The sequence below is a fragment of the Amycolatopsis dongchuanensis genome (assembly GCF_039542405.1).
GTDB lineage: Bacteria > Actinomycetota > Actinomycetes > Mycobacteriales > Pseudonocardiaceae > Amycolatopsis_E > Amycolatopsis_E sacchari.
This window is the reverse complement of sequence record NZ_BAABIB010000054.1, coordinates 116,087-140,230: the sequence shown is the minus strand read 5'-3', so window position 1 is coordinate 140,230 and position 24,144 is coordinate 116,087. Positions and strand designations below refer to the sequence as shown.

General features: G+C 69.8%; 25 protein-coding genes. 11 read left to right on the top strand and 14 right to left on the bottom strand.

Annotated features, from left to right (window positions below; translation table 11 throughout):
• Positions 1 to 9: 9 nt before the first annotated feature.
• Positions 10 to 357, bottom strand: coding sequence for a type II toxin-antitoxin system PemK/MazF family toxin (locus tag ABFX51_RS11680; protein ID WP_091512840.1), 348 nt, complete (start codon positions 355 to 357; stop codon positions 10 to 12).
• The gene (locus ABFX51_RS11675; protein ID WP_091512986.1) at positions 357 to 572 is read right to left on the bottom strand and encodes a ribbon-helix-helix protein, CopG family; all 216 of its coding nucleotides are present in this window, start codon (positions 570 to 572) and stop codon (positions 357 to 359) included. Before ABFX51_RS11675 ends, ABFX51_RS11680 begins: the two co-directional genes overlap by 1 nt.
• Positions 573 to 801: 229 nt before the next feature.
• On the opposite strand from ABFX51_RS11675, the gene ABFX51_RS11670 reads away from it, so the two are divergent.
• From ABFX51_RS11670 to ABFX51_RS11655, 4 genes are all read left to right on the top strand, one after another.
• Positions 802 to 1,530 (top strand): amino acid ABC transporter ATP-binding protein, encoded by a 729-nt coding sequence (locus ABFX51_RS11670; protein WP_177228880.1) that lies wholly within the window; start codon positions 802 to 804, stop codon positions 1,528 to 1,530.
• Between the two features lie 53 nt (positions 1,531 to 1,583).
• Entirely contained in the window at positions 1,584 to 2,498 is a 915-nt protein-coding gene (locus tag ABFX51_RS11665) for a glutamate ABC transporter substrate-binding protein (protein WP_091512835.1), read from the top strand.
• 78 nt (positions 2,499 to 2,576) lie between these two features.
• Entirely contained in the window at positions 2,577 to 3,224 is a 648-nt protein-coding gene (locus ABFX51_RS11660; protein WP_091512833.1) for an amino acid ABC transporter permease, read from the top strand.
• On the top strand, positions 3,221 to 4,093 hold the full coding sequence (locus ABFX51_RS11655; protein WP_091512830.1) for an amino acid ABC transporter permease: 873 nt from the start codon (positions 3,221 to 3,223) through the stop codon (positions 4,091 to 4,093). The genes ABFX51_RS11660 and ABFX51_RS11655 overlap by 4 nt, the downstream gene beginning before the upstream one ends.
• A 130-nt stretch (positions 4,094 to 4,223) precedes the next feature.
• Here the strand turns inward: ABFX51_RS11655 and ggh are convergent, their stop codons facing one another.
• From ggh to ABFX51_RS11630, 5 genes are read right to left on the bottom strand one after another with little or no spacing between them, the layout of a single operon-like run.
• Complete coding sequence (gene ggh, locus ABFX51_RS11650; protein ID WP_091512828.1) at positions 4,224 to 5,609, bottom strand: glucosylglycerate hydrolase; 1,386 nt, start codon at positions 5,607 to 5,609, stop codon at positions 4,224 to 4,226.
• A complete protein-coding gene (locus ABFX51_RS11645) occupies positions 5,606 to 6,679 on the bottom strand; it encodes an ABC transporter ATP-binding protein (RefSeq protein ID WP_346053735.1) in 1,074 nt (357 codons plus the stop codon). Before ABFX51_RS11645 ends, ggh begins: the two co-directional genes overlap by 4 nt.
• Complete coding sequence (locus ABFX51_RS11640; protein WP_346053734.1) at positions 6,676 to 7,518, bottom strand: carbohydrate ABC transporter permease; 843 nt, start codon at positions 7,516 to 7,518, stop codon at positions 6,676 to 6,678. The genes ABFX51_RS11645 and ABFX51_RS11640 overlap by 4 nt, the downstream gene beginning before the upstream one ends.
• Positions 7,515 to 8,333 (bottom strand): carbohydrate ABC transporter permease, encoded by an 819-nt coding sequence (locus ABFX51_RS11635; RefSeq protein WP_346053733.1) that lies wholly within the window; start codon positions 8,331 to 8,333, stop codon positions 7,515 to 7,517. The genes ABFX51_RS11640 and ABFX51_RS11635 overlap by 4 nt, the downstream gene beginning before the upstream one ends.
• A complete protein-coding gene (locus tag ABFX51_RS11630; RefSeq protein ID WP_346053732.1) occupies positions 8,333 to 9,658 on the bottom strand; it encodes an ABC transporter substrate-binding protein in 1,326 nt (441 codons plus the stop codon). The genes ABFX51_RS11635 and ABFX51_RS11630 overlap by 1 nt, the downstream gene beginning before the upstream one ends.
• A 79-nt stretch (positions 9,659 to 9,737) precedes the next feature.
• Here ABFX51_RS11630 and ABFX51_RS11625 point away from each other — a divergent pair, with 79 nt between their 5' ends.
• The 4 genes from ABFX51_RS11625 to ABFX51_RS11610 all read left to right on the top strand — a co-directional run bounded on the left by ABFX51_RS11625 (position 9,738) and on the right by ABFX51_RS11610 (position 13,099).
• The gene (locus tag ABFX51_RS11625) at positions 9,738 to 10,892 is read left to right on the top strand and encodes an ROK family transcriptional regulator (RefSeq protein ID WP_346053731.1); all 1,155 of its coding nucleotides are present in this window, start codon (positions 9,738 to 9,740) and stop codon (positions 10,890 to 10,892) included.
• Positions 10,893 to 10,987: 95 nt separating this feature from the next.
• Complete coding sequence (locus ABFX51_RS11620; RefSeq protein ID WP_346053730.1) at positions 10,988 to 11,644, top strand: glycoside hydrolase family 75 protein; 657 nt, start codon at positions 10,988 to 10,990, stop codon at positions 11,642 to 11,644.
• Between the two features lie 18 nt (positions 11,645 to 11,662).
• Positions 11,663 to 12,364 (top strand): P-loop NTPase fold protein, encoded by a 702-nt coding sequence (locus ABFX51_RS11615; protein ID WP_346053729.1) that lies wholly within the window; start codon positions 11,663 to 11,665, stop codon positions 12,362 to 12,364.
• Positions 12,365 to 12,802: 438 nt separating this feature from the next.
• Positions 12,803 to 13,099 carry a response regulator gene (locus ABFX51_RS11610; RefSeq protein ID WP_245783261.1) on the top strand — a complete coding sequence of 99 codons (297 nt, stop codon included), beginning with the start codon at positions 12,803 to 12,805 and terminating at the stop codon, positions 13,097 to 13,099.
• Between the two features lies 1 nt (position 13,100).
• On the opposite strand, the gene ABFX51_RS11605 is transcribed toward ABFX51_RS11610, so the two are convergent.
• From ABFX51_RS11605 to ABFX51_RS11590, 4 genes are read right to left on the bottom strand one after another with little or no spacing between them, the layout of a single operon-like run.
• Positions 13,101 to 13,853, bottom strand: coding sequence for a succinate dehydrogenase/fumarate reductase iron-sulfur subunit (locus tag ABFX51_RS11605; protein WP_346053728.1), 753 nt, complete (start codon positions 13,851 to 13,853; stop codon positions 13,101 to 13,103).
• Positions 13,850 to 15,763, bottom strand: coding sequence for a fumarate reductase/succinate dehydrogenase flavoprotein subunit (locus ABFX51_RS11600; protein WP_346053727.1), 1,914 nt, complete (start codon positions 15,761 to 15,763; stop codon positions 13,850 to 13,852). The genes ABFX51_RS11605 and ABFX51_RS11600 overlap by 4 nt, the downstream gene beginning before the upstream one ends.
• Positions 15,764 to 15,774: 11 nt before the next feature.
• The gene (locus ABFX51_RS11595) at positions 15,775 to 16,599 is read right to left on the bottom strand and encodes a hypothetical protein (RefSeq protein WP_091512810.1); all 825 of its coding nucleotides are present in this window, start codon (positions 16,597 to 16,599) and stop codon (positions 15,775 to 15,777) included.
• Positions 16,600 to 16,642: 43 nt separating this feature from the next.
• On the bottom strand, positions 16,643 to 16,930 hold the full coding sequence (locus ABFX51_RS11590; protein WP_091512808.1) for a hypothetical protein: 288 nt from the start codon (positions 16,928 to 16,930) through the stop codon (positions 16,643 to 16,645).
• A gap of 232 nt (positions 16,931 to 17,162) precedes the next feature.
• Between ABFX51_RS11590 and edd the strand changes: the two genes are divergently transcribed.
• The 3 genes from edd to ABFX51_RS11575 all read left to right on the top strand — a co-directional run bounded on the left by edd (position 17,163) and on the right by ABFX51_RS11575 (position 21,841).
• Complete coding sequence (gene edd / locus ABFX51_RS11585; RefSeq protein ID WP_346053726.1) at positions 17,163 to 19,010, top strand: phosphogluconate dehydratase; 1,848 nt, start codon at positions 17,163 to 17,165, stop codon at positions 19,008 to 19,010.
• A gap of 46 nt (positions 19,011 to 19,056) precedes the next feature.
• Positions 19,057 to 19,674, top strand: coding sequence for a bifunctional 4-hydroxy-2-oxoglutarate aldolase/2-dehydro-3-deoxy-phosphogluconate aldolase (gene eda / locus ABFX51_RS11580; protein WP_346053725.1), 618 nt, complete (start codon positions 19,057 to 19,059; stop codon positions 19,672 to 19,674).
• 724 nt (positions 19,675 to 20,398) lie between these two features.
• Positions 20,399 to 21,841 (top strand): lipase maturation factor family protein, encoded by a 1,443-nt coding sequence (locus ABFX51_RS11575; RefSeq protein ID WP_346053724.1) that lies wholly within the window; start codon positions 20,399 to 20,401, stop codon positions 21,839 to 21,841.
• 81 nt (positions 21,842 to 21,922) lie between these two features.
• Here the strand turns inward: ABFX51_RS11575 and ABFX51_RS11570 are convergent, their stop codons facing one another.
• The 3 genes from ABFX51_RS11570 to ABFX51_RS11560 all read right to left on the bottom strand — a co-directional run bounded on the left by ABFX51_RS11570 (position 21,923) and on the right by ABFX51_RS11560 (position 24,120).
• On the bottom strand, positions 21,923 to 22,450 hold the full coding sequence (locus ABFX51_RS11570) for a regulatory protein RecX (RefSeq protein ID WP_091512982.1): 528 nt from the start codon (positions 22,448 to 22,450) through the stop codon (positions 21,923 to 21,925).
• Between the two features lie 224 nt (positions 22,451 to 22,674).
• Positions 22,675 to 23,718: a recombinase RecA gene (gene recA, locus ABFX51_RS11565; RefSeq protein ID WP_091512798.1), complete on the bottom strand. Its 1,044-nt coding sequence runs from the start codon at positions 23,716 to 23,718 to the stop codon at positions 22,675 to 22,677.
• A 207-nt stretch (positions 23,719 to 23,925) separates the two neighbouring features.
• Positions 23,926 to 24,120: a DUF3046 domain-containing protein gene (locus ABFX51_RS11560; RefSeq protein WP_091512796.1), complete on the bottom strand. Its 195-nt coding sequence runs from the start codon at positions 24,118 to 24,120 to the stop codon at positions 23,926 to 23,928.
• Between the last annotated feature and the right edge of the window lie 24 nt (positions 24,121 to 24,144).

Genomic DNA, 24,144 nt, shown 5'->3' with positions numbered 1-24,144 from the left:
CGCCCCGTGCTAAAGGCCCAGGTGCACCCGCAGCGCCTGGTCGAGCTTCGCCATCACCTCCGCCGGCACCTGGCCCGTCTTGCGCCCGATCCGCTCCACCGACACCGAGCGCACCTGCTCCGCCTGCGCCTTCGAGTCCGCCTTCAGCCCGCACGCCCTCGCCGGCAGGAGTACCTGGAACGGGTACACCTTCGTCACGTTCGTCGTCACCGGCACGACCGTGACCACGCCGCGGCCCAGCCGGGTGGCCACCGCGTTGGCGCCGTCGTTGCTGACGATCACCGCCGGCCGCGTCTTGTTCGACTCCGCACCCCGGACCGGTTCGAGGTCGACGAGCCTGATCTCGGCACGGCGCATCAGCGGCCCAGACCGTCACCCGCGACGGCCTCCCACCGCGACTCCTCCATCTCCCACTCCTGCCAGGCCTCGGCATACGCGTCCTCGAGCTGCGAGGCGCGCAGCAGCTCGATGGCCCGGTGCAGCACCGCGGAACGGGACCCCGCCTGCGTCCGCGCCGCGTACTCGTCCAGGAAGGCGACGTCTTCCTCACCCAGACTCACACTCAGCTTCATGTCCCACATGCTACCCTCAGTGGTAATGCCTTTGCTACCCTGATGCTACCCGGAACCGGACCCGGGCGCACACCGGCTCACCTGCTGACTAAGGTTTCGGCCGGGTGCGCAGATGACACCTAGGTTGCTTTTGGTCCGATTTGCGGGCGGCGACCGCCGCTTCGGTGTTAGATCGCCGGATGGGCCGGGGTGTATGGAGGGATCGATGACCACAGCGACGTCGCCGGCGATGATCAAGGCGGCCGGCGTGAACAAGTTCTTCGGCGACCTGCACGTGCTGAAGGACATCAACCTGGAGGTGCCGCGCGGCCAGGTGGTCGTGGTGCTCGGCCCGTCCGGGTCCGGCAAGTCGACGCTGTGCCGCGCCATCAACCGCCTGGAGCCGATCAACTCGGGCGAGATCGCGGTGGACGGCAAGCCGCTGCCCGCCGAGGGCAAGGCGCTCGCGGCCCTGCGCGCCGACGTCGGCATGGTCTTCCAGTCGTTCAACCTGTTCGCGCACAAGACCATCGTCGAGAACGTCATGCTCGCCCCCGTGAAGGTCCGCAAGGTCCCGAGCGGCGAGGCCCGCAAGACGGCGATGGAGCTGCTGGAGCGGGTGGGGATCGCCAACCAGGCGGACAAGTACCCGGCGCAGCTGTCCGGTGGGCAGCAGCAGCGCGCCGCGATCGCCCGCGCGCTGGCGATGAAGCCGAAGGTCATGCTGTTCGACGAGCCCACCTCGGCGCTGGACCCGGAAATGGTCCAGGAGGTGCTCGACACGATGACCGCGCTCGCGGCCGACGGCATGACCATGCTCGTCGTCACCCATGAGATGGGTTTCGCCCGGCGTGCCGCGCACCGGGTGGTGTTCATGTCCGACGGTGAGATCGTCGAGGACGCCACGCCGGACGAGTTCTTCACGCAACCGAAGTCCGACCGTGCGAAGGACTTTCTCGGCAAGATCCTGACCCACTAGGAAGTCCGCGGCGCGACGCGCGCCGCCCCACCAGAGGAAGCAGGGAAGTTCGAATGAGGATCCGCACCCTGGCGGCAGGGCTGCTGGTCGGCGCGCTCGCGCTGACCGCCTGCGGCAAGGAGGGCACGCCGTCCAGCGGCGGCACCGGCGACTCGGGCGCCAACTCCGCGGCCACGCCGTCCTACACGGTGGCGCAGAACGTGGACCTGCCCGGCTCGGCGACCTTCGCCAAGATCAAGGGCAAGGGCGGTCTGACCATCGGCGTCAAGGACGACCAGCCCGGCCTCGGCCAGAAGGACCCGACGACGGGCAAGTACGCGGGCTTCGACATCGAGATCGCGAAGCTCGTCGCGGCCGGACTCGGCTACGACGAAAGCAAGATCACCTACCAGACCGTCGACTCCGGTGCGCGCGAGGCGGCCATCGCCAACGGCACCGTCGACTACTACGTCGGCACGTACACGATCACCGACAAGCGCAAGCAGCAGGTGTCGTTCGCGGGCCCGTACTTCCAGGCGGGCCAGGGTCTGCTGGTGCGCAAGGACGACAACTCGATCACCGGCAAGGACACCCTGAAGGGCAAGAAGGTCTGCTCGGTGACCGGGTCGACCCCGATCCAGCGCGTGCGCGACCAGGGCCTGACCGAGCCGGGCAACATCGTCGAGTTCCAGAAGTACTCGCAGTGCGTCGAGAAGCTGAACACCAAGGAGGTGGACGCCGTCACGACCGACGACGCGATCCTCAAGGGCTTCGCCGCGCAGGACCCCGACACCCTGAAGGTCGTCGGCGAGCCGTTCTCGACCGAGCCGTACGGCATCGGCCTGAACAAGGACGACTCGGTGCTGCGCAACAAGATCGACGACCTGCTGCAGGCCGCGCTGGACGACGGCACGTGGCAGAAGATCTACGACGCCACCCTGGGCAAGTCGGGTTCGACCGCGACCAAGCCCACCATCCAGCGATACTGATTTCCGGCAGTGGCCGGTGGGTGCTCGTGCCGAGCGCCCACCGGCCTCGTTGATTCGACCCGCGGCGGGGAAGGCCCGATGGACGTCCTGCTCGACAACCTGGACCTCTATGGTCCGTTCTTCCTGACCACGATCAAGCTCTTCGTCATCGCGGCGGTGGCGAGCCTGGTCTTCGGCACGTTCCTGGCGATGCTGCGCGTGAGCCCCGTCCCGGTGTTCCGCGCGGTCGGCACGGTGTACGTGACGATCCTGCGCAACACGCCGCTGACGCTGGTGTTCGCGTTCCTGGTCTTCGCGTACCCGCTGCTGGACGTGGTCAAGCTCAGCTACTTCACGGCCGCGGTGGTCTCGCTGACGATCTACACGTCGGCGTTCATCTGCGAGGTCGTGCGCTCCGGCATCAACACCGTGCCGGTCGGCCAGGCCGAGGCGGCGCGGGCGCTGGGCCTGTCGTTCACCCAGGTGCTGGGCCAGATCGTGCTGCCGCAGGCGGTGCGCTCGGTGGTGCCGCCGCTGATGAGCATGCTCATCGCGCTGCTGAAGAACACCACGATCGCCGCCGGGTTCAACGTGGTCGAGGCGGGCGCGATCCGGCAGTACCTCGCCGAGCGCGGGGACAACCAGCTGGTCGGCCTGCTGTGGGTCGCGCTCGGGTTCATCATCCTGGTCGCGGTCCTGTCGCTGGTCCAGCGTGCCTTCGAGAAGCGGTGGAGCGTGTCCCGATGAGCAACGTCCTGTTCGACATCCCCGGGCCGCGCGCCCGGATGCGGTACCGCCTGTTCGCGGTCATCGGCATCCTGGTGGTGGCGGCGGTACTCGCGTTCATCGTCTATCGCTTCTACGACAGCGGGCAGTTCACCGCGCGCCGCTGGGAATGGCTGGAGTACGCGCAGGTCCAGCGCGACCTCGCGAACGCGTTGTTGTTCACCCTCAAGGCGTTCGCGCTGGGTGCGGTGCTGGCGTTGATCTTCGGTGCGGTCTTCGCGGCGGGGCGGTTGTCGGACCACGCGTGGGTGCGCGGGATCTCGACCTTCATCGTCGAGCTGTTCCGCGCCATCCCGCTGCTGATCCTGATGTTCCTGTTCTTCTTCGGCCTGCCGGCGCTGGGCATCCAGATGTCGTCGTTCATGGCCGTGGTGCTGGGGCTGACGCTGTACAACGGCTCGGTGCTGGCGGAGGTGTTCCGCGCCGGCATCCAGGCGCTGCCGAAGGGCCAGAGCGAGGCCGCGTACGCGCTGGGCATGGGCAAGACCCAGGTGATGACGCTCGTCCTGATCCCGCAGGCGATCCGGTCGATGCTGCCGACGATCATCAGCCAGCTGGTGGTGCTGCTCAAGGACACGGCGCTCGGGTTCGTGGTGACGTACCAGGAGCTGCTGTACTACGCGCGCTACATCGGCACGCAGGGCCAGTTCGGCAGGCCGATCGTGCCGTCGACGCTCGTCGTCGCGGCGATCTACATCGTGCTGTGCCTGCTGCTCACCGCGCTCGCCACGTACCTGGAGCGGCGCAACCGGCGCAGCAAGAAGCACCTGGCGGGTACGGACACGAAGGCCGAGGAGATCGCCCTCGAAGCCGACCTCAAGGCAGGCTGATCCCGGTACGGAAAGGGGCCCGCATGGTTGTGCGGGCCCCTTTTTCGTGTTCAGGCACTCGAGTGGGCTGGGGATGCGGGGCGTGGCGCTCCAACCCCCGCACGAGCGAACGCGCAGGCCCTCTTCGTACTCAGAAGCCGCAGAGCCAGTCGAGCACTACGGCGGCCGTCCAGGACTGGTCCGTGCTGCCCAGCGGTTCGCCCGTGAACGGCTCGTAGTACTCGCCGAAGGAGCCGTCCTCCGTGAGCCTGATGCCGCCGTCCCGCAGCTTCCTCGCCCGTTCGTGCCAGCCGCGGCGCTCGAAGGCCCAGCTGAACAGCCACACCACCACCGGCCATTGTGGACCGCGCCAGTACTGCCTCGGGTTGAAGCCGGGGCGCATCGGCGACACCGACGGCGGCACCGGGGCCAGCAGGTCCGGGTGCCCGCACCAGCGGTCGCTGTCCAGCAGCGACAGCAGGCGCAGCTGCACGTCGTCCGGCGCGCCGCCGCACAGCAGGGGCGAGAACCCCGCGATCGTCTGCGTGTCCAGCCAGCGGCCGGTGCGCAGGTCGCGGTCACGTGCCATGCCCGACACCGAGTGGCAGCTGCCCGCGACCGCGGCGCGTGCCTTGGCGGCCCAGTCCGCCAGGTCGGCCAGCTGCTCCGGCTCCTGCCCGAACTCCTCGCCCAGCTCGATCAGCACGTCGCAGGACATCGCGAACAACGCGGTGATGAACACGTCCCCGACGAGGAAGCTGGACCCGCTGACGATCTTGCGCTGGTCGTAGCCCGCGCGGCGCATCTCCTCGATCAGCCACAGGTACCGGTCGTACTCGCGGTCGGTCGGCCGCTCGCCGGGATCACCGACCAGCCGGACGTCCTTGCGCACGTACGGCGGCAGCGCGGCGCCGGGGTGCACCGCGTCGTAGGGCACGTCCCAGCGCGGCGAGTTGTCCATTCCGGACTCCCAGCCGTGCACGATGGCGATGAGTCCGCTCGACCCCGGCGTCCGGTACTCGACGAGCCAGCGGTGCCACGCGTACAACTTCGCCCAGATCCGGCGGGCGAAGCGTTCGGCGTCGAGGCGGTCGTTCGGCCCGGATCGGCGCGCGATGTCGAGCACGCGGCGCACCGCGATCGCGTGCACCGGCGGCTGGCAGATCCCGGACGTGCGCACGTTCCGCGGCCCGTCGGGCGCGGTGTCGGTGCCCCACCGGTCGGGACCGGGGAAGTAGGCGTCGTCGTCGGTGAAGACGATGTGCGGCACCATCCCGTTGCGCCACTGGGCAGCGAACAGGGTGTCCAGCTCGGCGATGGCGCGCTGCACGTCCAGCCGGGCCAGGCCGATGGAGATGAACGCCGCGTCCCAGCTCCACATGTGCGGGTAGAGCCTCGGCGCGGCCGTGATGACGGCACCGGTGTCGTTGTCCCGCAACACCCGGGCCGCCCTGGCCGCCAGCGCGGGCTCGGTGAAGCGGACCGGCCGTCTATCGCCGGGAGAGCTCTCCGTCGTGCGCGTGGCGTCCACCGTCATTCCTGGGCCTCCAACAACAACTGGGTTTCGGGGTCGTACCACCGGCACCGCTCCGGCGGCAGCCGCAGCGCGAGCCGTTCGCCGGGTTCGGCGCGGAAGTCGGCCGGTGCCTGCACCTTGAGCACCTGACCGGCGACTTCCGTGGTGAGCAGTGTCGAGGACCCCAGCGGTTCGAACACCTCGACCACCGCGTGCAGCCCCGTCTCCCCAGTGTCGACGGTGATGGCTTCGGGCCGGATTCCCAGGAGGATTTCCTTGCCGGAGAAGGACGTGAGCGCGGGCGGCAGTGGCAGCGACTGCCCGCCGAAGTCGACGTGCGTGCCGTTCACGGTGCCACGCAGGAAGTTCATCGGCGGGCTGCCGAGGAACCCGCCGACGAACGTGTCCGCGGGCTGGGCGTACACCTCGGTCGGCGACCCGGCCTGCACGACACGGCCCTCGCGCATGACAGCCACCCGGTCGCCGAGGGAAAGCGCTTCCACCTGGTCGTGGGTCACGTACAGCGTCGTGATGCCCAGCTCCGAGACCAGCTTCTTCAGCTCGGCACGGAAGGACAGCCGCAGCAGAGCGTCCAAATTGGATAGCGGTTCGTCCATCAGCAGCAGGTCGGAGTCGACGACGATGGCGCGGGCGACGGCGACGCGCTGCCGCTGACCACCGGAGAGCTTCGCGGGGTAACGGTCCAGGTACGGCGTGAGCTGCAGCAGGTCCGCGGCCCATTCGACCTTGCGCCGGATCTCGTCGGCGGGCACCCCGCGGACCTTCAGCCCGAAGCCGATGTTGTCGTAGACCTTCTTGTTGGGGAACACCGCGTAGGACTGGAACACCATGGACAGGTTGCGGCGCCGCGGTTCCAGGTACGTGACGTCCTTGCCGCCGATCACCACCTGCCCCGAGTCCGGTGTCTCCAGGCCCGCGACCATGCGCAGCAACGTCGTCTTGCCGCAGCCGGACGGGCCGAGCAGCACCAGGAACTCGCCGTCGGCGACGTGCAGCGACACCTCGTCGGTGGCCCGCTGCGTGCCGCCGGGGTAGGTCTTGACCAGCTCGTGCACGATCAGTTCGCTCATCGCAGCGTCGTCCCCCACATGTTCACCAGGTACCGGCGCATCACGAAGATGAACACGAGCGCGGGCAGGATCAACGCGAATCCGCCGGCGAACCGGTACGTCTGCGGCGCCTCGCCGAGCGAGGCCAGCACCTGCGCCGGCAGCGTGCGGTGGCCCAGCGTGATCACCGCCGCGCCGAGGATCTCGTTCCACGACAACACGAACGTGAAGATCGACGCCGCCGCGAGGCCGGGTGCGGCGAGCGGGAACACGACCCGCCGCGCCGCCTCGAACCGGCTGCAGCCGAACACGCGGGCCGCCTCCTCGACGTCCGTGGGCACCGAAACGAACACGCTCGCGCTGATCAGCACGGTGGTGGGCATGGCCAGGGTGGTGTGCAGCAGGGTCACCGCGAACACCGTGTCGTACACCCCGGCGTTCAGGAACAACGTGGCGAGCGGCACCGACAGCACCACGATCGGCAGCGCGCGGGCGAGGAGCATGAAGACCTGGTAGGTGTCCTTGCCGCGGAAAGCGTAGCGCGCCAGCGCGTACCCGGCGGGCGCGCCCACGAGGAGCGAGAGCAGCACGGTGTAGACCCCGGCGAGCAGCGAGTTGCCCAGCGCGGGAATCGTGCCGGTGGCCTGGATGAACGCCAGCAGCGTGTCGGCGGAGAAGCCGCTCGGGATGAACGGGCGCGGGAACTCCAGCAGCGCGGCCGGGGACGACACCGCGGTCAGTCCGATGAGGACCATCGGCAGCAGCATGAACACCGTGATCACGAGGCAGGCGACCTGGACGCCGATGGCCCGCCACCGGCGGCGGCGCAGTGGGGCGCGGTCGATCTCGGGGAGGCTCATGCCGCCGCCCTGTTCCGCATCGACCGCAGGTACAGCACGGCCGTGCCGAGCGAGAGCACCAGCACCACGAGCGCGGCCGCGCTGGCGACCGGCGGGTTCTGCAGGTTCACGTACCACTGGTAGGTCTCCCCGACGAGCAGCGGGAAGTCTCGGCCGGTGAGCGCCTGCGCCACGGCGAACGCCTGCAGCGCGAGGATCGTGCGCAGGATGAGCGCGACCTGGAGGCTCGGCCCGAGCTGCGGCAGCGTCACGTGCCGCAGCCGCTGCCACCACGACGCGCCGAACACCTGCGCGGCCTCGTCGTAGTCGCGCGGGACCAGCTGGATCCCGGCGACGACGATCACGAACACCAGCGAGGTCGCCCGCCACACCTCGGCGACCACGACGGCCAGCAGCATCGTGCCGGTGTTGGTGTAGTTGAGCCACTGCACCGTCGGCAGCCCGAGCGAGGCGAGCAGCGAGTTCAGGTAGCCACGGCTGTCGAACACCGACAGCCACACCAGGCCGGCGGCCAGTTCCGACACCGCGAGCGGGATGGTCCACAGGTAGAAGTGCCCGGCCAGGAACCGCGGCCGGGCCTGCACGAGCAGCGCCATCGCGACCGCGAGCACGAGCTGCACCGGCACCACGATGACGATCAGCAGCAGCGTGTTCCGCAGCGCCCGCAGGAAGTACGCGTCGGTGAACAGCCGTTCCCACGCGCCGGTGCCCTCGCTGAACGCCGAGATCAGCGCCTGCACGAGCGGCCAGCCGAACAACGCCAGCATGAACACGATCGAGGGCAGGAGCAGCAGCCACGGTCCGCGCAGGCGCATCACGCCACCTCGCAGACGGCCGACGGCGGGTCGGGCGCCCAGCACGGCACCTTGAGGTCGTCGAACACCTTGCGCAGCACCCCCGCCTGCTTGTCCAAAGTGGAACGGATGTCGGCACCACCGAGCACGATCTGCTGGAAGGAGTCTTTGAACGCCTTCGTCACCTCGCCCTCGCGCGTGCCGAGGCCGACCGGCAGCAGCGAAAGGATGCCGCCCTGCGCGTCACGCTGCCTGCGCACGGCGTCGGCCTCCAGCTGGAGGGCGGGCGGCAGGTCACGCGGGATCTCGACGTCGACGACGGGGAAGAAACCGTTGGACCGCAACAGCTCGACCTGCGTCTCCTTCGCCGACAACGCCGTGATCACCCGCTGCGCCTGCTCGGGATCGGTGCTGCCCTTGGGAATCGCCAGCCCCAGCACGACGGCCATGTACCCGAGCCCCTTCGGACCGCGTGGCGCGGGCAGCATCCGCCACTTGCCGGGGTCCTGCTTGGGCGCGTCGACCAGCCGCGCCACGTGGTCCCAGCCGAACCGCACCTCCCCGGAGGCCAGCGGCTCCTGCAGGAAGTCGTAGTTGGTGCTCGACGGGCTGCAGTTGCGCCACAGCTCACGCAGGTACTCCCACGCCGCGACGGCGTCCGGCGAGCGGAACGTGGTGATCTGGCCGCCCGTGAAGGACGGCAGCAGGTAACCCTGCAGGAACCGGTGGATGAGCCCCTTCGGGCCGGCGGGCAGGCCCAGCAGCGGTCGCCCCGCCGCCTGCCGTGCGGCGATGGCCCAGTCCAGCAGCTGGTCGTACGTGAGCGACTCCGGGTCCGCGCCGGGCGGCAGGTGCGCCAGCGCCTCCTCGTGCGCGGCCAGCACGAACGTGGCCTGAGCCCACGGCACGTACCAGGTCTGCGGCGTGCCGGCCTTGGCGAGCGTCAGGTACTCCTGCGGGATGCCGCGCTCGCCGAGCCCGGCCAGCACCGGCGTGACGTCTTCGAGGTACTTCCCGGCCAGCGGCGCGAGGTCGCTGTGCGAACCGCCGAGCAGGCCGACCTGCGTGCGCCCGGCCGAGACCTGGCTCTGCACCTGGCTCGCGAACGGCCCTTCCTCGATCGTGACGTAGCTGACGCCGTCGAGGTGCGCCTTGCGCAGGAACCGGCGGAAGTTCTCGGCCTCCGCGACCGGCCGGAACTGCGTCGACAGGAACACCGTGCCGCCCGCGCCGGTCGTCGCGAAGCCGACGCACCCGGCGGCCAGCGAAGCCGTGCCCGCCAGGAGGAGTCCCCGCAGGACGGTGCGACGGGTCGGGCCGCTGCCGGGCAGGCGGGCCGCGCGCATCTGTCTCTCTCCGCTTCCGGGGCCGGTTAGACTTCTGTCAGGTAATTGAACATAAGTCCCTCCGGGAGAGCCTGTCAACATGCGCACGCCGCCGCCGACCTCCGCCGGGCACATCCTCGCCGTGCTCCGCGCCGAGGGGCCGTTGACCAGGCAGGAACTCCAGGACCGCATCGGGTTGTCCCGCGCGACCATGGTGGAGCGGCTCGACGTGCTGCAGCGGCACCGGCTCGTGCGGCAGACCGGGTTGCGCGCCTCGAACGGCGGGCGCCCCGCCCAGGTGCTCGCGGCGGACGACACCGGGCGCACCGCGCTGGTCGCCGATGTCGGGCAGCGGCACGCGACGATCGCCGTCGTCGACCTCCGCGGTGACGTGTTCGCCCAGCTGCACCGGCCACTGCCGGTCGGCCACCTGCCGGAGGAAACGCTTTCCCACCTGCTGGACACCGGCCGCGCACTGCTGGCGGAGACGGGCCGGGCGGACAGCCTGTGTGCGGTCGGACTCAGCGTGCCGGGCCAGATCGACCACGAACGCGGCACCACGATCGCCCCGCCGAGCATGCGCGAGTGGACCGGTCTGCCGCTGCGGGACCGCTTCACCGACGCGCTGTCGGTGCCGGTGTTCCTGGAGAACGACGCGAACGCGCTGGCGTTCGGCGCGTACTGCGAGCTGGGACGGCCGGACGCGGCGCTGGTCGGCGTGAAGGTCGGCACCGGGATCGGGGCAGGCCTGGTGATCTCGGGACGCACCCACCGCGGCGAGACGGCGTCGGCGGGCGAGATCGGGCACATCCGGATCGAGGGCAACGACCAGCGCTGCGACTGCGGGCGGCGCGGGTGCGTGTCGGCCATCGCGAGCGGGCAGGCGGTGATCCGGCAGCTGCGGCCGACCGGCGTGCGCAGCGCGGAGGACGTCGTGCGGCGCGTGCGCGCGGGCAACATCGAGGCGATCCGCGTGACCGCCGCCGCGGGCAGGCTCGTCGGCACCGTGCTCGCCACCGTCGTCACCATCGTCAACCCGCGGTACCTGCGCGTGGGCGGGGCGATCGGCGTGCTGCCGCCGTTCCTGGACAGCCTGCGTGACGCGGTGCGGGCCAACGCGCAGACGACCGCGCTGGAAGGGGTGAGCGTGGGCGCCTGTCGCCTGGGCGTGAACACCACGCTCACCGGGGTCGCCGGACTCGTGGCGGACGAGATGCTCGCCCCAGCCGCGGTGGACGCGCTCGTGCACGCCTGAACCCCTACGAAAGTATCTTGCGGACGGTGACGAGCCGGAGCATCCTGAGCACTCCCCGTAAAAGTTAAGAAAGTTTCCTAACTAGGAGGCTGTTCATGCGCAGGAAGGTCGTGCTCGCCGTGCTCGCGCTCGTCGTGAGCCTGTTCCCGACCGCCGCGGCACAGGCCGCCGGTCCCACCGCCGCCCAGCTGCTGGCGAAAACCCAGAGCTGTAGCCAGATCTCCAGCGGGAAGTACAAGACCGACGAAGAGGCGAGCCGCACCGTCGGAGTGTGCGGCGCGAACGGGGCCGTGTTCTGGCACGCCGACATGGACATCGACTGCGACGGCCAGCGCACCAGCCAGTGCAACGAGAACACCGACTGCTGCTTCTACCCCGACACGGCCTTCCACACCTCGACCGACCAGCCGCTGAACGCCGCGAAGCTGCCCTACATCGTGGTGCCGAGCCCGAGCAGCACGTGGAACTACTCGTCGTCGGGCCTGCGCGGGGGCGGCTCGTGCGCGGTGATCTACAACGGCAAGGTCGTCTACGCGGTCATCGGTGACACCGGCCCGACCGACATCATCGGCGAAGCGTCCTACGCCACCGCGCAGGCACTGGGCATCGACCCCGACCCGAGCACGGGCGGCACCGACTCCGGCGTCACGTACATCTGCTTCAAGAACTCGACCGTCTCCCCCATCGAGAACCACGACAAGGCCACCTCGACGGGCGAAGCACTGGCAAGCCAGTTCCTGCAGAACAACTGAACCCGGTATAACCCTGCGGTGACCGTTTTCGACGCAGAGGGGTTCACCGTGACCGGGTCCGGTCACTCGCCGTTCGCCGTCCTCAACGACTCCCCCGTCGGCGAGGGCGGCAACGAGGACCTGCTGGAGTCGACGGCCACCGCGGGCAACCTCGCGGACCTGATCCTGTCCTCCCGGCGCGCGGCGCCGTTCACCGTCGCGATCGACGCCGGCTGGGGGATGGGCAAGAGCAGCCTGCTGCGCGCGCTCGACACCGCGCTCAGCAGGGACGGCGCGGTCAGCACGGTCTGGTTCAACGCGTGGACGTCCGAGCGGGCCGACGCCGTCGAAGGGCTCATCAAGTCCGTCCTGCTCAGCTTCGACCGCAACGTGCTCCGCCGGGCCGTGCGCGGCACGCTCCGGCGGACGCACGTGGTCGGCGCGCTCAAGGCGGCGTCACTGGTGGCGTCGAGCTTCTTCGGGCTCGGCGCCGCGGTCGACGCGATGTGGCGCGCGCTCGCCGTGGACGCCAAGGCGCGCAACGAGATCAAGGCCGTGGTCCGCGACATGGCGACGGCGTGGCTCGCGAAGGGCGGTGGCGGGCACGAGCGCCTGCTGGTCGTGTTCGTCGACGCGTGCGACCAGGCGGTGCTGTGGCGGGCCGTCGGCCACGACCGCGTCGGCGACGGGGTGCGCTACCTGGAGAAGATCATCCAGGTCAGCTGTGCCGCAGCAGGATGATCTTGACGAGGTTGTCGGCGCCGAGCTCGTCCCCGATGCGGCCGAGGTGGTGTTCCACCACGAAGCTGTTGATCAGCCGCTTGATCCTGCTGCGGCACTTCTACCCCGGCTTCTACAACATGATCGTCAACTCGCCCTACGACGACGTGGCCACCCGGTTCCTCGACTACCACGACGTCCGCGAGGCCGTCCGCCACGGCGAGGAACCCGATCCGCTCCGCCTGGCGCAGTTGTTCGAGGCCACCGGCGTCCGCCCGCCCGCACCGGACGCGAGCAAGGCCGTGCTGTCCGAGCGCCTCGACGAGGTCACCCAGGAACTGCCCGTCGAGTTCCCGGAACTGGCCAAGGACAAGGAGTTCGTGACGCTGCTGCGCAGCCTCCCGCTGTGGATCGACGACGACCCGGGCGGTCCCGGGGGCCCTGGCCGACCTCATGCGCATGGGCGGCGCGAAGGTGGAGTCGGTCACGAACCGGGAGGACGCGATCGAGGCCCTGCCCCGGGTGCGCCCGACCGCGCTCGTCTCGGACATCCGCCGCGGCGACGACCCGCAGGCCGGCTTCACCGATCTCCGCTACCTGCGGGAGCGCGGCCTCTACGACGGCCCCGTCCTGTTCTACACGGGACAGGTCACCCCGTCGCGACTCGCGCAAGCCGAGGAGCTGGGTGCGGACGGCGTCACCACCGACCCCGGCGACGTACTGGAGTGGCTCGCCGGGGTCGCGAAGCGCGAGTGACCTACTTCTTGCGGCGGAACAGGTTCGTGCCCAGCCACACCAGCGGGTCGTAGCGCTTGTCGGCCACGCGCTCCTTCATCGGGATCAGCGCGTTGTCCGTGATGTGGATGTTCTCCGGGCACACCTCGCTGCAGCACTTGGTGATGTTGCAGTAGCCCAGCCCGTGTTCGGCCTGTGCGGCCTCGCGCCGGTCGCCCACGTCGAGCGGGTGCATCTCCAGCTCCGCGATGCGCATGAGGTACCGCGGCCCGGCGAAGTGCTCCTTGTTCTCCTCGTGGTCACGCACCACGTGGCACGTGTTCTGGCACAGGAAGCACTCGATGCACTTGCGGAACTCCTGCGAGCGCTCCACGTCGACCTGCTGCATCCGGTACTCACCGGGCGCCAGCTCCGGCGGCGGCGCGAACGCCGGGATCTCGCGGGCCTTGGTGTAGTTGAACGACACGTCCGTCACCAGGTCGCGGATCACCGGGAACGTGCGCATCGGCGTCACCGTGATCACCTCGTCCTCGGCGAACACCGACATCCGCGTCATGCACAACAGGCGCGGCCTGCCGTTGACCTCCGCCGAGCACGAGCCGCACTTGCCCGCCTTGCAGTTCCACCGCACGGCGAGGTCGGACGCCTGCGTCGCCTGCAGCCGGTGGATGATGTCGAGCACGACCTCGCCCTCGTTCACCTCCACCGTGAAGTCCTGCAGTTCGCCGCCCGCCGCGTCCCCGCGCCACACCCGGAAGTTCGCCTTGTAACTCACGCCTGCCTCCCGGGGTGCGCCGCCAGCTCCTCGTCGGTGTAGTACTTCGCCAGCTCGTCCAGTTCGAACAGCTCCAGCAGGTCCTGCCGCAGAGGCTCCTGGTCCTTGGGCGTGACGCGCACGCCCGGCGCCAGCGGGTCGTCCGTCGTCGTCTCGCACACGAGCAGCTTGTTGCGCCAGTGCGAATCCATCTGGGGGTAGTCGTCCCGCGTGTGCCCGCCGCGCGATTCCGTGCGCAGCAACGCCGCCCGCGCGACGCATTCGCTCACCAGCAGCATGTTCCGCAGGTCCAGCGCCAGGTGCCAGCCGGGGTTGAACTGCCGGTGCCCCTCGACCAGCACGTTGCCGATGCGTTCCTTGATCTCGTCGAGCTTCGCCAGCGCCCGCTCGATCTCCTCGGCCTTGCGGATGATGCCGACGAGGTCGTTCATCGTCTGCTGCAGCTCGTTCTGCAGGGTGTACGGGTTCTCCTCGACGCCCTGCCGCGGCGGGTCGAACGGCACCAGCGCGGTGCGTGCGGCGGCGTCCACATCGGACTGTGCGACCTTCGGCCGCTCCGCCAGCGACTCCACGTAGGACGCAGCACCGAGGCCAGCCCTCCGGCCGAAGACCAACAGGTCCGACAGCGAGTTGCCGCCGAGCCGGTTCGACCCGTGCATGCCGCCCGAGCACTCCCCGGCGGCGAACAGCCCCGGCACGGACGACGACGCCGTGTCCGGGTCCACCTCGATCCCGCCCATCACGTAGTGGCAGGTCGGCCCGACCTCCATCGGCTCCGCCGTGATGTCCACGTCCGCCAGCTCCTTGAACTGGTGGTACATCGACGGCAAGCGCTTTCTGATCTCCTCGGGCGTGAGCCTGCTGGCGATGTCGAGGAACACCCCGCCGTGCGGCGAACCGCGGCCCGCCTTGACCTCGGCGTTGATCGCGCGCGCCACCTCGTCCCGCGGCAACAGGTCCGGCGTGCGGCGGTTGTTCTCCTGGTCGGTGTACCAGCGGTCGGCCTCTTCCTCGCTGTCCGCGTACTGCCCCTTGAACACGTCCGGCACGTACTCGAACATGAACCGCTTGCCGTCGGAGTTCTTGAGCACGCCGCCGTCACCCCGCACGCCCTCGGTGACGAGGATGCCCTTGACGCTGGGCGGCCAGACCATGCCGGTGGGGTGGAACTGGACGAACTCCATGTTGATCAGCGTCGCGCCGGCGCGCATCGCCAGCGCGTGCCCGTCGCCGGTGTACTCCCACGAGTTCGACGTGACCTTGAACGACTTGCCGATCCCGCCCGTCGCGAGCACCACCGCCGGCGCCTGGAACAGGATGAACCGCCCGCTCTCGCGCCAGTAGCCGAACGCGCCCGCGATGCGGTCGCCGTCCTTGAGCAGCTCGGTGATCGTGCACTCGGCGAACACCTTGAGCTTGGCCTCGTAGTCGCCGTACTTGCGCTTGTCCTCCTGCTGCAGCGAAACGATCTTCTGCTGCATCGTGCGGATCAGCTCGAGGCCGGTCCGGTCGCCGACGTGCGCCAGCCGCGGGTACGTGTGGCCGCCGAAGTTCCGCTGGCTGATCCGGCCGTCGGCGGTGCGGTCGAACAACGCGCCGTAGGTCTCCAGCTCCCACACGCGGTCCGGCGCCTCCTTGGCGTGCAGCTCCGCCATGCGCCAGTTGTTGAGGAACTTCCCGCCCCGCATGGTGTCGCGGAAGTGCACCTGCCAGTTGTCGTTGGGGTTCGCGTTGCCCATCGACGCGGCGCACCCGCCCTCGGCCATCACCGTGTGCGCCTTGCCGAACAGGGATTTGCACACCACCGCGACGGACAGCCCGCGCTGGCGGGCCTCGATGACGGCCCGCAGACCGGCACCACCCGCACCGATCACCACCACGTCGTAGTCGAGCCGCTCGACCTCGGTCATTCAGCCACCTTTTAGTTCACGAAACGGGGATCGGAAATCGCACCACTGGCCACGAGCATCACGTAGAGATCGGTGAGCACGAGGGTTCCGAGCGTGGTCCAGGCGAGCAGCATGTGCCGGTTGTTGAGTTTGGTCACCTGTGTCCACATCCAGTACCGCACCGGGTGTTTCGAGAAGTGTTTCAGCCGCCCGCCCGTGATGTGCCTGCACGAATGGCAGGAAAGCGTGTAAGCCCACAGCAGCACGACGTTGCCGAGCAGGATGAGGTTGCCCAGCCCGAAGCCGAAACCGCCTGTCCTGCCGTGGAAGGCGAGGACCGCGTCGTAGGTGTTGATCACGGATACGAGCATCGCGACGTAGAAGAAGTAGCGGTGCACGTTCTGCACGATCAGCGGCAGCCGCGTTTCCCCGGTGTACTTCCGGTGCGGTTCCGCCACCGCACAAGCGGGCGGCGAGAACCACACCGAACGGTAATAGGCCTTCCGGTAGTAATAGCAGGTCAGGCGGAATCCGAGCAGAAAGGGCAACACGAGGGCGCCCAGCGGGATCCAGCTCGGGAATTCGCCGAACCAGTGCCCGAAATGGCTCGAGCCCGGGACGCAGGAAGCCGAGACGCACGGGGAGTAGAACGGCGTCAGGTAGTGGTATTCCGGCACCCAGTAGGCGGTCCGGACGAACGAGCGGACGGTCGCGTACACGATGAACGTCGCGAGACCGAGCGTGGTGAGCAGGGGTGGCAGCCACCAGCGGTCCGTCCGCAGGGTGCGCTCGGCGATGCGGGCGCGCCGGGGCGCCCGCACGCCGGTGCCGACCTCGTTGTCAGCGGGCGCGCTCACTCAACCTCCTCCTCACCGCGTGGCGCGGTGCTGGGTCGTCCGGTCACGGCTGGTCACGGTGGTAACCGCCGACCCCTTCGTCGTCGGCGCCCTGCCAGAGCGAGGGGTCGTACGGGGCGTCGGGGATCTTGACCACCTGCACGGGCGTGGAGGGCTTGGCCTGCACGGGGATCGGGTTCTCCAGCTCGCACACGTCGATGTCGAGCCGGTCCACGTCGTTGGCCAGGCGCCGCACAGCGGCGGCGTCGCCGTAGCGGGAACGCAGCGCGCCCACGCACTGCCGCAACTGGCCGAGGGCCCGGCGGATCTCCGCGAGTTCGGTGCTGGACATCGGTGTACCTCCGAGTGGGTCGGCGGCGGAGCCGTCAGTAGCGACTCTGCCGGTCGGGTAGCAATGTGACAAGTAGCACATCGTGACTCATCGTTGTGATCGGCGTCACCTTAAACGATCTTCTTAATCGATTTTGATCCGGCGATTTCTCTCGTTAGTGTGGGCACTGTCACGAACCTGCGACGCCAGCGTTGCCGTCTCCAGGCCCCATCCCGAACCCCGTGAGGCGGTAATGCACCCAGTCGTCGAGGAAGTCACCCGGCGTATCGAGGCACGCAGCGCCACGAGCCGTGCCGCGTACCTGGAACGTGTCGCAGCGGCCCGGTCCGAAGGACCCGTGCGGGCGGGTTTGGCGTGCAGCAACCTGGCGCACGGCTTCGCCGCGTGCGGGGGCTCGGACCGCCTCGCCATCCGCGGGCTGCGCAAGCCCGGCGTCGCCATCGTGTCGGCCTACAACGACCTGCTCTCGGCGCACCAGCCGCTCGGCGAGTACCCGGAGTGGATCAAGGCCGCGACGCGGGAGGCCGGTGGCGTGGCGCAGTTCGCGGGCGGCGTGCCCGCGATGTGCGACGGCATCACGCAGGGCCGCGCCGGGATGGAGCTGTCGCTGTTCAGCCGCGAGGTGATCGCGATGGCGACGGGCGTCGCGCTGTCGCACGAGATGTTCGACGGGGCGCTGCTGCTGGGCGTGTGCGACAAGATCGTGCCGGGGCTGCTGATCGGCGCACTCGCGTTCGGGCACCTGCCCGCGATCCTCGTGCCCGCCGGGCCGATGCCCTCGGGGCTGCCGAACAAGGAGAAGGCGCGCGTGCGGCAGCTGTACGCCGAGGGCCGCGCGAGCCGGGAAGACCTGCTGGAGGCGGAGTCGGCGTCGTACCACTCGCCCGGCACCTGCACGTTCTACGGCACGGCCAACTCGAACCAGCTGGTCGTCGAGGTGATGGGCCTGCACCTGCCGGGCGCGAGCTTCGTGCCGCCGGGCACGCCGCTGCGGCGGGCGCTCACCGAGGAGGCGGGCCGGCGGATCGTGGCGCTGGCACGCGACGAGTACACCCCGCTGGCGGAGGTGGTCAGCGAGCGGTCGGTGGTCAACGGTGTCGTGTCGCTGCTGGCCACGGGCGGTTCGACCAACCACACGATGCACCTGGTGGCGATCGCCGCGGCGGCCGGGATCGAGCTGACGTGGGACGACTTCTCGGACCTGTCCGCCGTGGTGCCGCTGCTGGCGAACGTGTACCCGAACGGCAGCGCGGACATCAACCACTTCCACGCGGCGGGCGGGGTGCAGTTCCTGGTCGGCACGCTGCTCGACGCGGGGTTGCTGCACGACGACGTTCGCACGGTCGCCGGGGACGGGTTGTCGCGGTACCGGTCGGAACCGGTGCTGACCGACGAAGGCCTGGTGTGGCGCGAGGTGCCGACGCGGAGCCTCGACACGGAGGTGCTGCGCCCGGTGTCCGACCCGTTCGCCGAGGACGGCGGGCTGCGGATGCTGAGCGGCAACCTGGGCCGCGCGGTGATCAAGGTGTCGGCCGTCGCGCCCGAGCACCGGGTGGTGCGGGCGCCGGCGCGGGTGTTCACGTCGCAGCGGGCGTTCGACGAGGCGTTCCGCGCGGGTGAGCTGGACCGCGACGTGGCGGTGGTGATCCGCAACCAGGGTCCGCAAGCGAACGGCATGCCGGAGCTGCACGGCCTGACGCCCGCGCTGGGTGCGTTGATGGACCGGGGTTTCCAGGTCGCGTTGATCACCGACGGACGCATGTCGGGTGCCTCGGGCAAGATCCCTTCGGCCATCCAGGTCACCCCGGAGGCCGCGGCGGGTGGCGCGCTCGCCCGTGTCGAGGACGGGGACGTGGTGGTGCTCGACGCGGAGGCGGGCACGCTGGACGTGCTGGTCGACGAGGCTGAGCTGGCCGCGCGCCCGGTGCGTGACTCGGCGCCGGACGAGGCGTCCTGGGTGGGTACGGGCCGGGAGCTGTTCACGGCGTTGCGGCGGGCGGTGGGCCCGGCGGACCAGGGGGCGAGCGTGTTCGGCCCGATGACGCCGGGGCACTTCGGCGCGGCGGCGGCGCGGGTCTGAGGCGTCCGGGACAATGGTGGTGGACCCTGGTTTGAGGAGGACGCTGGTGAGCAACGAGCTGCTGGACCTGTCGCCGGTGATGCCGGTCGTGGTGCTGGACCAGGTGGCGGACGCGGTGCCGGTGGCGCGGGCGTTGCTGGCGGGTGGGATCCGGGTGATCGAGCTGACGCTGCGGACGCCGGTCGCGCTGGCGGCGATCGAGCGCGTGGCGGCGGAGGTGCCGGAGATCGTGGTGGGGGCCGGCACCGTGACGACGCCCGAGCAGGCGAAGCAGGCGGCCGACGCGGGCGCGAAGTTCCTGGTGACGCCCGGGTGCACGGACAGCGTGCTGGAGGCCGTGGTGGGGACGGGGCTGCCGTTCCTGCCGGGCGCGGGCACGGTCTCGGAGGCGATGCGCCTGGCCGAGCAGGGGCTGACGGCGCTGAAGTTCTTCCCGGCCGAGCCGAGTGGTGGGGTGCCGTTCCTGAAGGCGATCGCGGGGCCGCTGCCGGGCCTGCGCTTCTGCCCGACGGGTGGCATCACGCCGGAGACCGCGCCCGCGTACCTGGCCCTCCCCTCGGTCGGCTGCGTCGGCGGTTCGTGGCTGACCCCGAAGGACGCCCTAGCGGCAAAGGACTTCGAGCGGGTAACGGCGCTGGCCCGGGAGGCCGCCGCACTGCGGTGACTGTTGCGGGAGGTTGCCGGGGCGCCTCCGGCCGTCTCGCCCGGGCGGCGGAGCGGGCGGGGTTTGGGGTGACCGGCGGGGCGGGGCTGGCGGGGCTTCGGAGTGCCCGTCGGGGCACGGGCGGTGCGGTAAGTCGAAGCGCGGCTGGCCGGGCGGTGGCACGCGCGGCTGGCCCGGTACGGGCACGGCTGACTGGGCCAAGGACCCGCGCGGCCTGGACGGGCGGCCACGGCTGGCCGGACACGAGCCCGCCCGGTTGGCCGGGCGGCCACGGCTGGCCAGACACAAGCCCGCCCGGTTGGCCGGGTACGGGCACGGCTGGCTAGGCGGCCGCGGCCCCGCGCGGCCTGGGCCAGGCGGCCGCGGCTGGCCGGACACGAGCCCGTCCGGTTGGCCCGGTACGGCCGCGACTGGCCGGGGCCCGCCCAGTTGGCCGGGTAAGGGCACGGCTGGCCGGGCGGCCACGACTAACCGGACGCGGTTGATACGGCCGCGCCATTTCTACTGCGATCCGGGCCGCCTGGCGCGGCTCCGACCGCACCATCCCCGGGTGCTTCCCGGGATTGGCGCAGCAGCCGGGCGGCGTCGGCGACGTGGCGCCGGTGGCTCACCCCACCCAAGGCCTAGGCAGAGCCGCAAGTCGACATGTCTGCAAGCAGACGGTGTTCCGAGGCGAGGCGGTGGAACCCGGCGGGGCGGGCGGCGGGGCACTAGCCTGGCCGCCGTGGGATGGGCTTGGTTCACCGACCCCGACTACTGGGCGTCGAAACTGGCGTTCCAGCGGATGCTCGCCGCCCTGTACCTCGTCGCCTTCTTGGTGGCCGCCAACCAGTTCCGGGCGTTGCTCGGCGCGCGCGGGTTGTTGCCGATACCGAAGTTCGTCGCGCGGGTGCCGTTCCGGCGGGCACCCAGCATCTTCCAGCTCTACTACTCCGACACGTTCTTCGCGTCCGTCGCCTGGATCGGCGTCGCGGTTTCCGCGGTCCTCGTGCTCGGGCTGACCGATTCGGCGCCGCTGTGGGTGTCGCTCGTCGTGTGGGCCGTGCCGTGGGTGCTGTACCAGTCGATCGTCAACGTCGGACAGATCTGGTACTCCTTCGGCTGGGAATCCCTGTTGCTGGAGACCGGGTTCCTCGCGATCTTCCTCGGACCGGCGGACATGGCGGCGCCGGTCCCCGTGCTGTGGTTGCTGCTGTGGGTGTTGTTCCGGCTGGAGTTCGGCGCCGGGATGATCAAGCTACGCGGCGACCAGTGCTGGCGGGACCTGACGTGCCTGTACTACCACCACGAAACCCAGCCCATGCCCGGCCCGCTGAGCTGGTACTTCCACCACCTGCCCAAACCGCTGCACAAGGCCGAGGTGCTGGCGAGCCACTTCACCCAGCTGATCGTCCCGTTCGCACTGTTCGCCCCGCAACCGGCGGCAGGCATCGCGGCACTGATCATGATCGTGACGCAGCTGTGGCTGGTGATCAGCGGGAACTTCTCGTGGCTGAACTTCCTCACGATCACCATCGCGGTGTCCGCTTTGGACAGTCATCTGCTGCCGTTCACCCCGCCACCACTGACAGAACCGCCCTTGTGGTTCCGGGTACTCGTGCTCGCCGTGACCGCACTCGTGCTCGTGCTCAGCTACCGGCCGGCGCGCAACCTGATCTCCCGGAGCCAGCTGATGAACTACAGCTTCGACCGGCTCCACCTGGTCAACACCTACGGCGCCTTCGGCAGCATCACGAAAACCCGGCACGAGGTGATCATCGAGGCCACCGAGGAACCCGAACTCACGCCGGACACGGTGTGGCACGAGTACGAGTTCAAGGGCAAGCCCGGAAACCTCCGCCGATGGCCGCGCCAGTTCGCGCCCTACCACCTGCGGCTCGACTGGCTGATGTGGTTCGCCTCGTTGTCCTCCCAGTACTCCGATTCCTGGCTGCAACCGCTCGCCGAAAAACTGCTCGCCGCCGACCGGGCCACGCTCAAACTCCTCCGACGCGATCCGTTCGACGGCCGGCGCCCCACATACCTGCGGGCACGCCTGTTCCGCTACCGGTTCACCACACCCCAGGAGCACCGTGAGACCGGCGACTGGTGGGTGCGCGAACCCGTCGGCCGCGCACTCAAAGCCGGACGCCTCGGCCCTGACGGCACCGCCGTCGCGGCCGAGTAGCTCACGGCCAGAAACAGCGGGGACACCCCGCGGCTCCTCGCGCCAGAGCCATCCGCAGCCGCGCCTCAAGCCGGAGCAGGCTCAGTCCGGGATGGCGTCGTCAAGCGGCGTGGACTCGGCACCGGCCTTCCGCAACTCGTCACGGACCACCGAGTACGCCAGCCCCTGCGGGTAACCCTTGCGCGCCAACGTGCCCAGCAGGCGCCGGATGGCCGTCTGCTCGTCGACCGCCGTCATCGAGCGCAGGCGTTTGCGGACCAGCTCACGGGCCTTTTGCTCCTCGGACTCGCGGTCGATCTCCCCGGCAGCCTGCGCGGCGACCTCCCCGTCGACCCCCTTGCGCTTGAGTTCGGCGACGAGCGCGGTGCGGGCCAGCCCCTGGTAGGTGTGCCGTGACCGCACCCACTGCTCGGCGAACGCGGCGTCGTCCACCAGGCCCGAGCTGTCGAGCTTGCCGAGCAGGCGCTCCCTGAGCTCCTCGTCGAAACCCTTGCGGCGCAGCGCCTGCCGAAGCTCGTCCTTGGTCCGGGCGCGGATGGCGAGCAGGTCGAAGCAGATCTCCTTCGCCTTCTTCCACGCCTCTTCCGGCGACAGCTCGGCAGGATCGATCTTCGGCATACCCCTCCCTCAGTCTGCGGCACCTCCCCCGCCGTGCCAGGCCGTCCGGAAGACAGCACCCGCTGTTCCCCGGACTGGCCCAGCGCGCAGCTCACCCCCGAGACCCATGGCCCCGAACACCGCGGCCGACAACCGCTGCTCGCGAAACCCGGGCTCGCGGGCACCTGCCGCCCTCGGCGAACGGGAGCCACCGGCAAACCGGCAGCCCTCGCGGCTCAGAACTCCACGGGAGCCGGGGCGGCGTCCTCCGCGTCGACCTGGGCGCCGATACCGAGCTTCTCCTTGATCCGCTTCTCGATCTCGTTCGCGATGTCCGGGTTGTCGCGCAGGAACTTCCGCGCGTTCTCCTTGCCCTGGCCCAGCTGGTCGCCCTCGTAGGTGTACCAGGCGCCCGACTTGCGCAGGATGCCCTGATCCACACCCATGTCGATGAGCGAGCCCTCGCGGGACACACCCTGGCCGTACAGGATGTCGAACTCGGCCTGCTTGAACGGCGGCGCGACCTTGTTCTTGACGACCTTCACGCGGGTCCGGTTACCGACGGCCTCGCCGCTGTCCTTCAGCGTCTCGATGCGGCGGACGTCGAGCCGCACGGAGGCGTAGAACTTCAGCGCCTTACCACCGGTCGTGGTCTCGGGGGACCCGAACATCACGCCGACCTTCTCACGCAGCTGGTTGATGAAGATCGCCGTGGTGCCGGAGTTGGACAGCGCACCGGTGATCTTCCGCAGCGCCTGGCTCATCAGCCGGGCCTGCAGACCCACGTGCGAGTCACCCATCTCGCCCTCGATCTCGGCGCGGGGCACGAGCGCGGCCACCGAGTCGATGACCAGGATGTCCAGCGCGCCGGAGCGGATCAGCATGTCGGCGATCTCCAGCGCCTGCTCACCGGTGTCGGGCTGGGAGACCAGCAGCGCGTCGGTGTCCACGCCCAGCGCCTTGGCGTACTCCGGGTCGAGCGCGTGCTCGGCGTCGATGAACGCCGCGATGCCGCCCGCCTTCTGCGCGTTGGCCACGGCGTGCAGGGCCACGGTGGTCTTACCGGAGGACTCCGGGCCGTAGATCTCCACGATCCGGCCGCGGGGCAGGCCCCCGATGCCGAGCGCGATGTCCAGCGCGATCGCGCCGGTGGGGATGACCTCGATCGGCGCGCGCCCCTCGTCACCGAGGCGCATCACCGACCCCTTGCCGTACTGCTTGTCGATCTGCGCGAGCGCGAGCTCGAGGGCCTTGTCCTTGTCGGGGGCTGCTGCGGGCATTGAAATCCACCTCGTCGGTCGGAAGCCGGTAGGGCTTGTCTCGGGTTTTGAGCTGTTGGGCCCGACACTACGGGCGGGGTCCGACAATTCCTGATCGCGACGGCCGATCTGTGGACAGCTGACCCCTCTGTGGACAACACGATAGCCGAACACGTGTTCGAGGCAAGGACTGACACACCTTCGGCACGGTTTTTCCCGGTCGCGGGCTCACCGGCGCTCGGCGGGCACGTCGAACGCCACGCACACCTCGCGCCAGATCTCCTTGGCGGGGATCCCGGCGGCCAGCGCCTGCTCGACGGTCCGCCCGCCCAGCGCGCTGAACACGTGGTCCTTCGCCAGCACCTCGGCCCGGCCGGGGCCGAACTCGTCGGCCATCAGCCTTCGGAAGACGGTAATTCGCATCGTGCCCAGGCTACCGTGGGCACA

What these genes read in the sequence shown, in the direction of transcription:
- ABFX51_RS11680 (WP_091512840.1), bottom strand. Translation starts at nt 357, where the DNA reads ATGCGCCGTGCCGAGATCAGGCTCGTCGACCTCGAACCGGTCCGGGGT.
- ABFX51_RS11675 (WP_091512986.1), bottom strand. Translation starts at nt 572, where the DNA reads ATGAAGCTGAGTGTGAGTCTGGGTGAGGAAGACGTCGCCTTCCTGGAC.
- ABFX51_RS11670 (WP_177228880.1), top strand. Translation starts at nt 802, where the DNA reads ATGATCAAGGCGGCCGGCGTGAACAAGTTCTTCGGCGACCTGCACGTG.
- ABFX51_RS11665 (WP_091512835.1), top strand. Translation starts at nt 1,584, where the DNA reads ATGAGGATCCGCACCCTGGCGGCAGGGCTGCTGGTCGGCGCGCTCGCG.
- ABFX51_RS11660 (WP_091512833.1), top strand. Translation starts at nt 2,577, where the DNA reads ATGGACGTCCTGCTCGACAACCTGGACCTCTATGGTCCGTTCTTCCTG.
- ABFX51_RS11655 (WP_091512830.1), top strand. Translation starts at nt 3,221, where the DNA reads ATGAGCAACGTCCTGTTCGACATCCCCGGGCCGCGCGCCCGGATGCGG.
- ggh (WP_091512828.1), bottom strand. Translation starts at nt 5,609, where the DNA reads ATGACGGTGGACGCCACGCGCACGACGGAGAGCTCTCCCGGCGATAGA.
- ABFX51_RS11645 (WP_346053735.1), bottom strand. Translation starts at nt 6,679, where the DNA reads ATGAGCGAACTGATCGTGCACGAGCTGGTCAAGACCTACCCCGGCGGC.
- ABFX51_RS11640 (WP_346053734.1), bottom strand. Translation starts at nt 7,518, where the DNA reads ATGAGCCTCCCCGAGATCGACCGCGCCCCACTGCGCCGCCGCCGGTGG.
- ABFX51_RS11635 (WP_346053733.1), bottom strand. Translation starts at nt 8,333, where the DNA reads ATGCGCCTGCGCGGACCGTGGCTGCTGCTCCTGCCCTCGATCGTGTTC.
- ABFX51_RS11630 (WP_346053732.1), bottom strand. Translation starts at nt 9,658, where the DNA reads ATGCGCGCGGCCCGCCTGCCCGGCAGCGGCCCGACCCGTCGCACCGTC.
- ABFX51_RS11625 (WP_346053731.1), top strand. Translation starts at nt 9,738, where the DNA reads ATGCGCACGCCGCCGCCGACCTCCGCCGGGCACATCCTCGCCGTGCTC.
- ABFX51_RS11620 (WP_346053730.1), top strand. Translation starts at nt 10,988, where the DNA reads ATGCGCAGGAAGGTCGTGCTCGCCGTGCTCGCGCTCGTCGTGAGCCTG.
- ABFX51_RS11610 (WP_245783261.1), top strand. Translation starts at nt 12,803, where the DNA reads ATGGGCGGCGCGAAGGTGGAGTCGGTCACGAACCGGGAGGACGCGATC.
- ABFX51_RS11600 (WP_346053727.1), bottom strand. Translation starts at nt 15,763, where the DNA reads ATGACCGAGGTCGAGCGGCTCGACTACGACGTGGTGGTGATCGGTGCG.
- ABFX51_RS11590 (WP_091512808.1), bottom strand. Translation starts at nt 16,930, where the DNA reads ATGTCCAGCACCGAACTCGCGGAGATCCGCCGGGCCCTCGGCCAGTTG.
- edd (WP_346053726.1), top strand. Translation starts at nt 17,163, where the DNA reads ATGCACCCAGTCGTCGAGGAAGTCACCCGGCGTATCGAGGCACGCAGC.
- recA (WP_091512798.1), bottom strand. Translation starts at nt 23,718, where the DNA reads ATGCCCGCAGCAGCCCCCGACAAGGACAAGGCCCTCGAGCTCGCGCTC.
- ABFX51_RS11560 (WP_091512796.1), bottom strand. Translation starts at nt 24,120, where the DNA reads ATGCGAATTACCGTCTTCCGAAGGCTGATGGCCGACGAGTTCGGCCCC.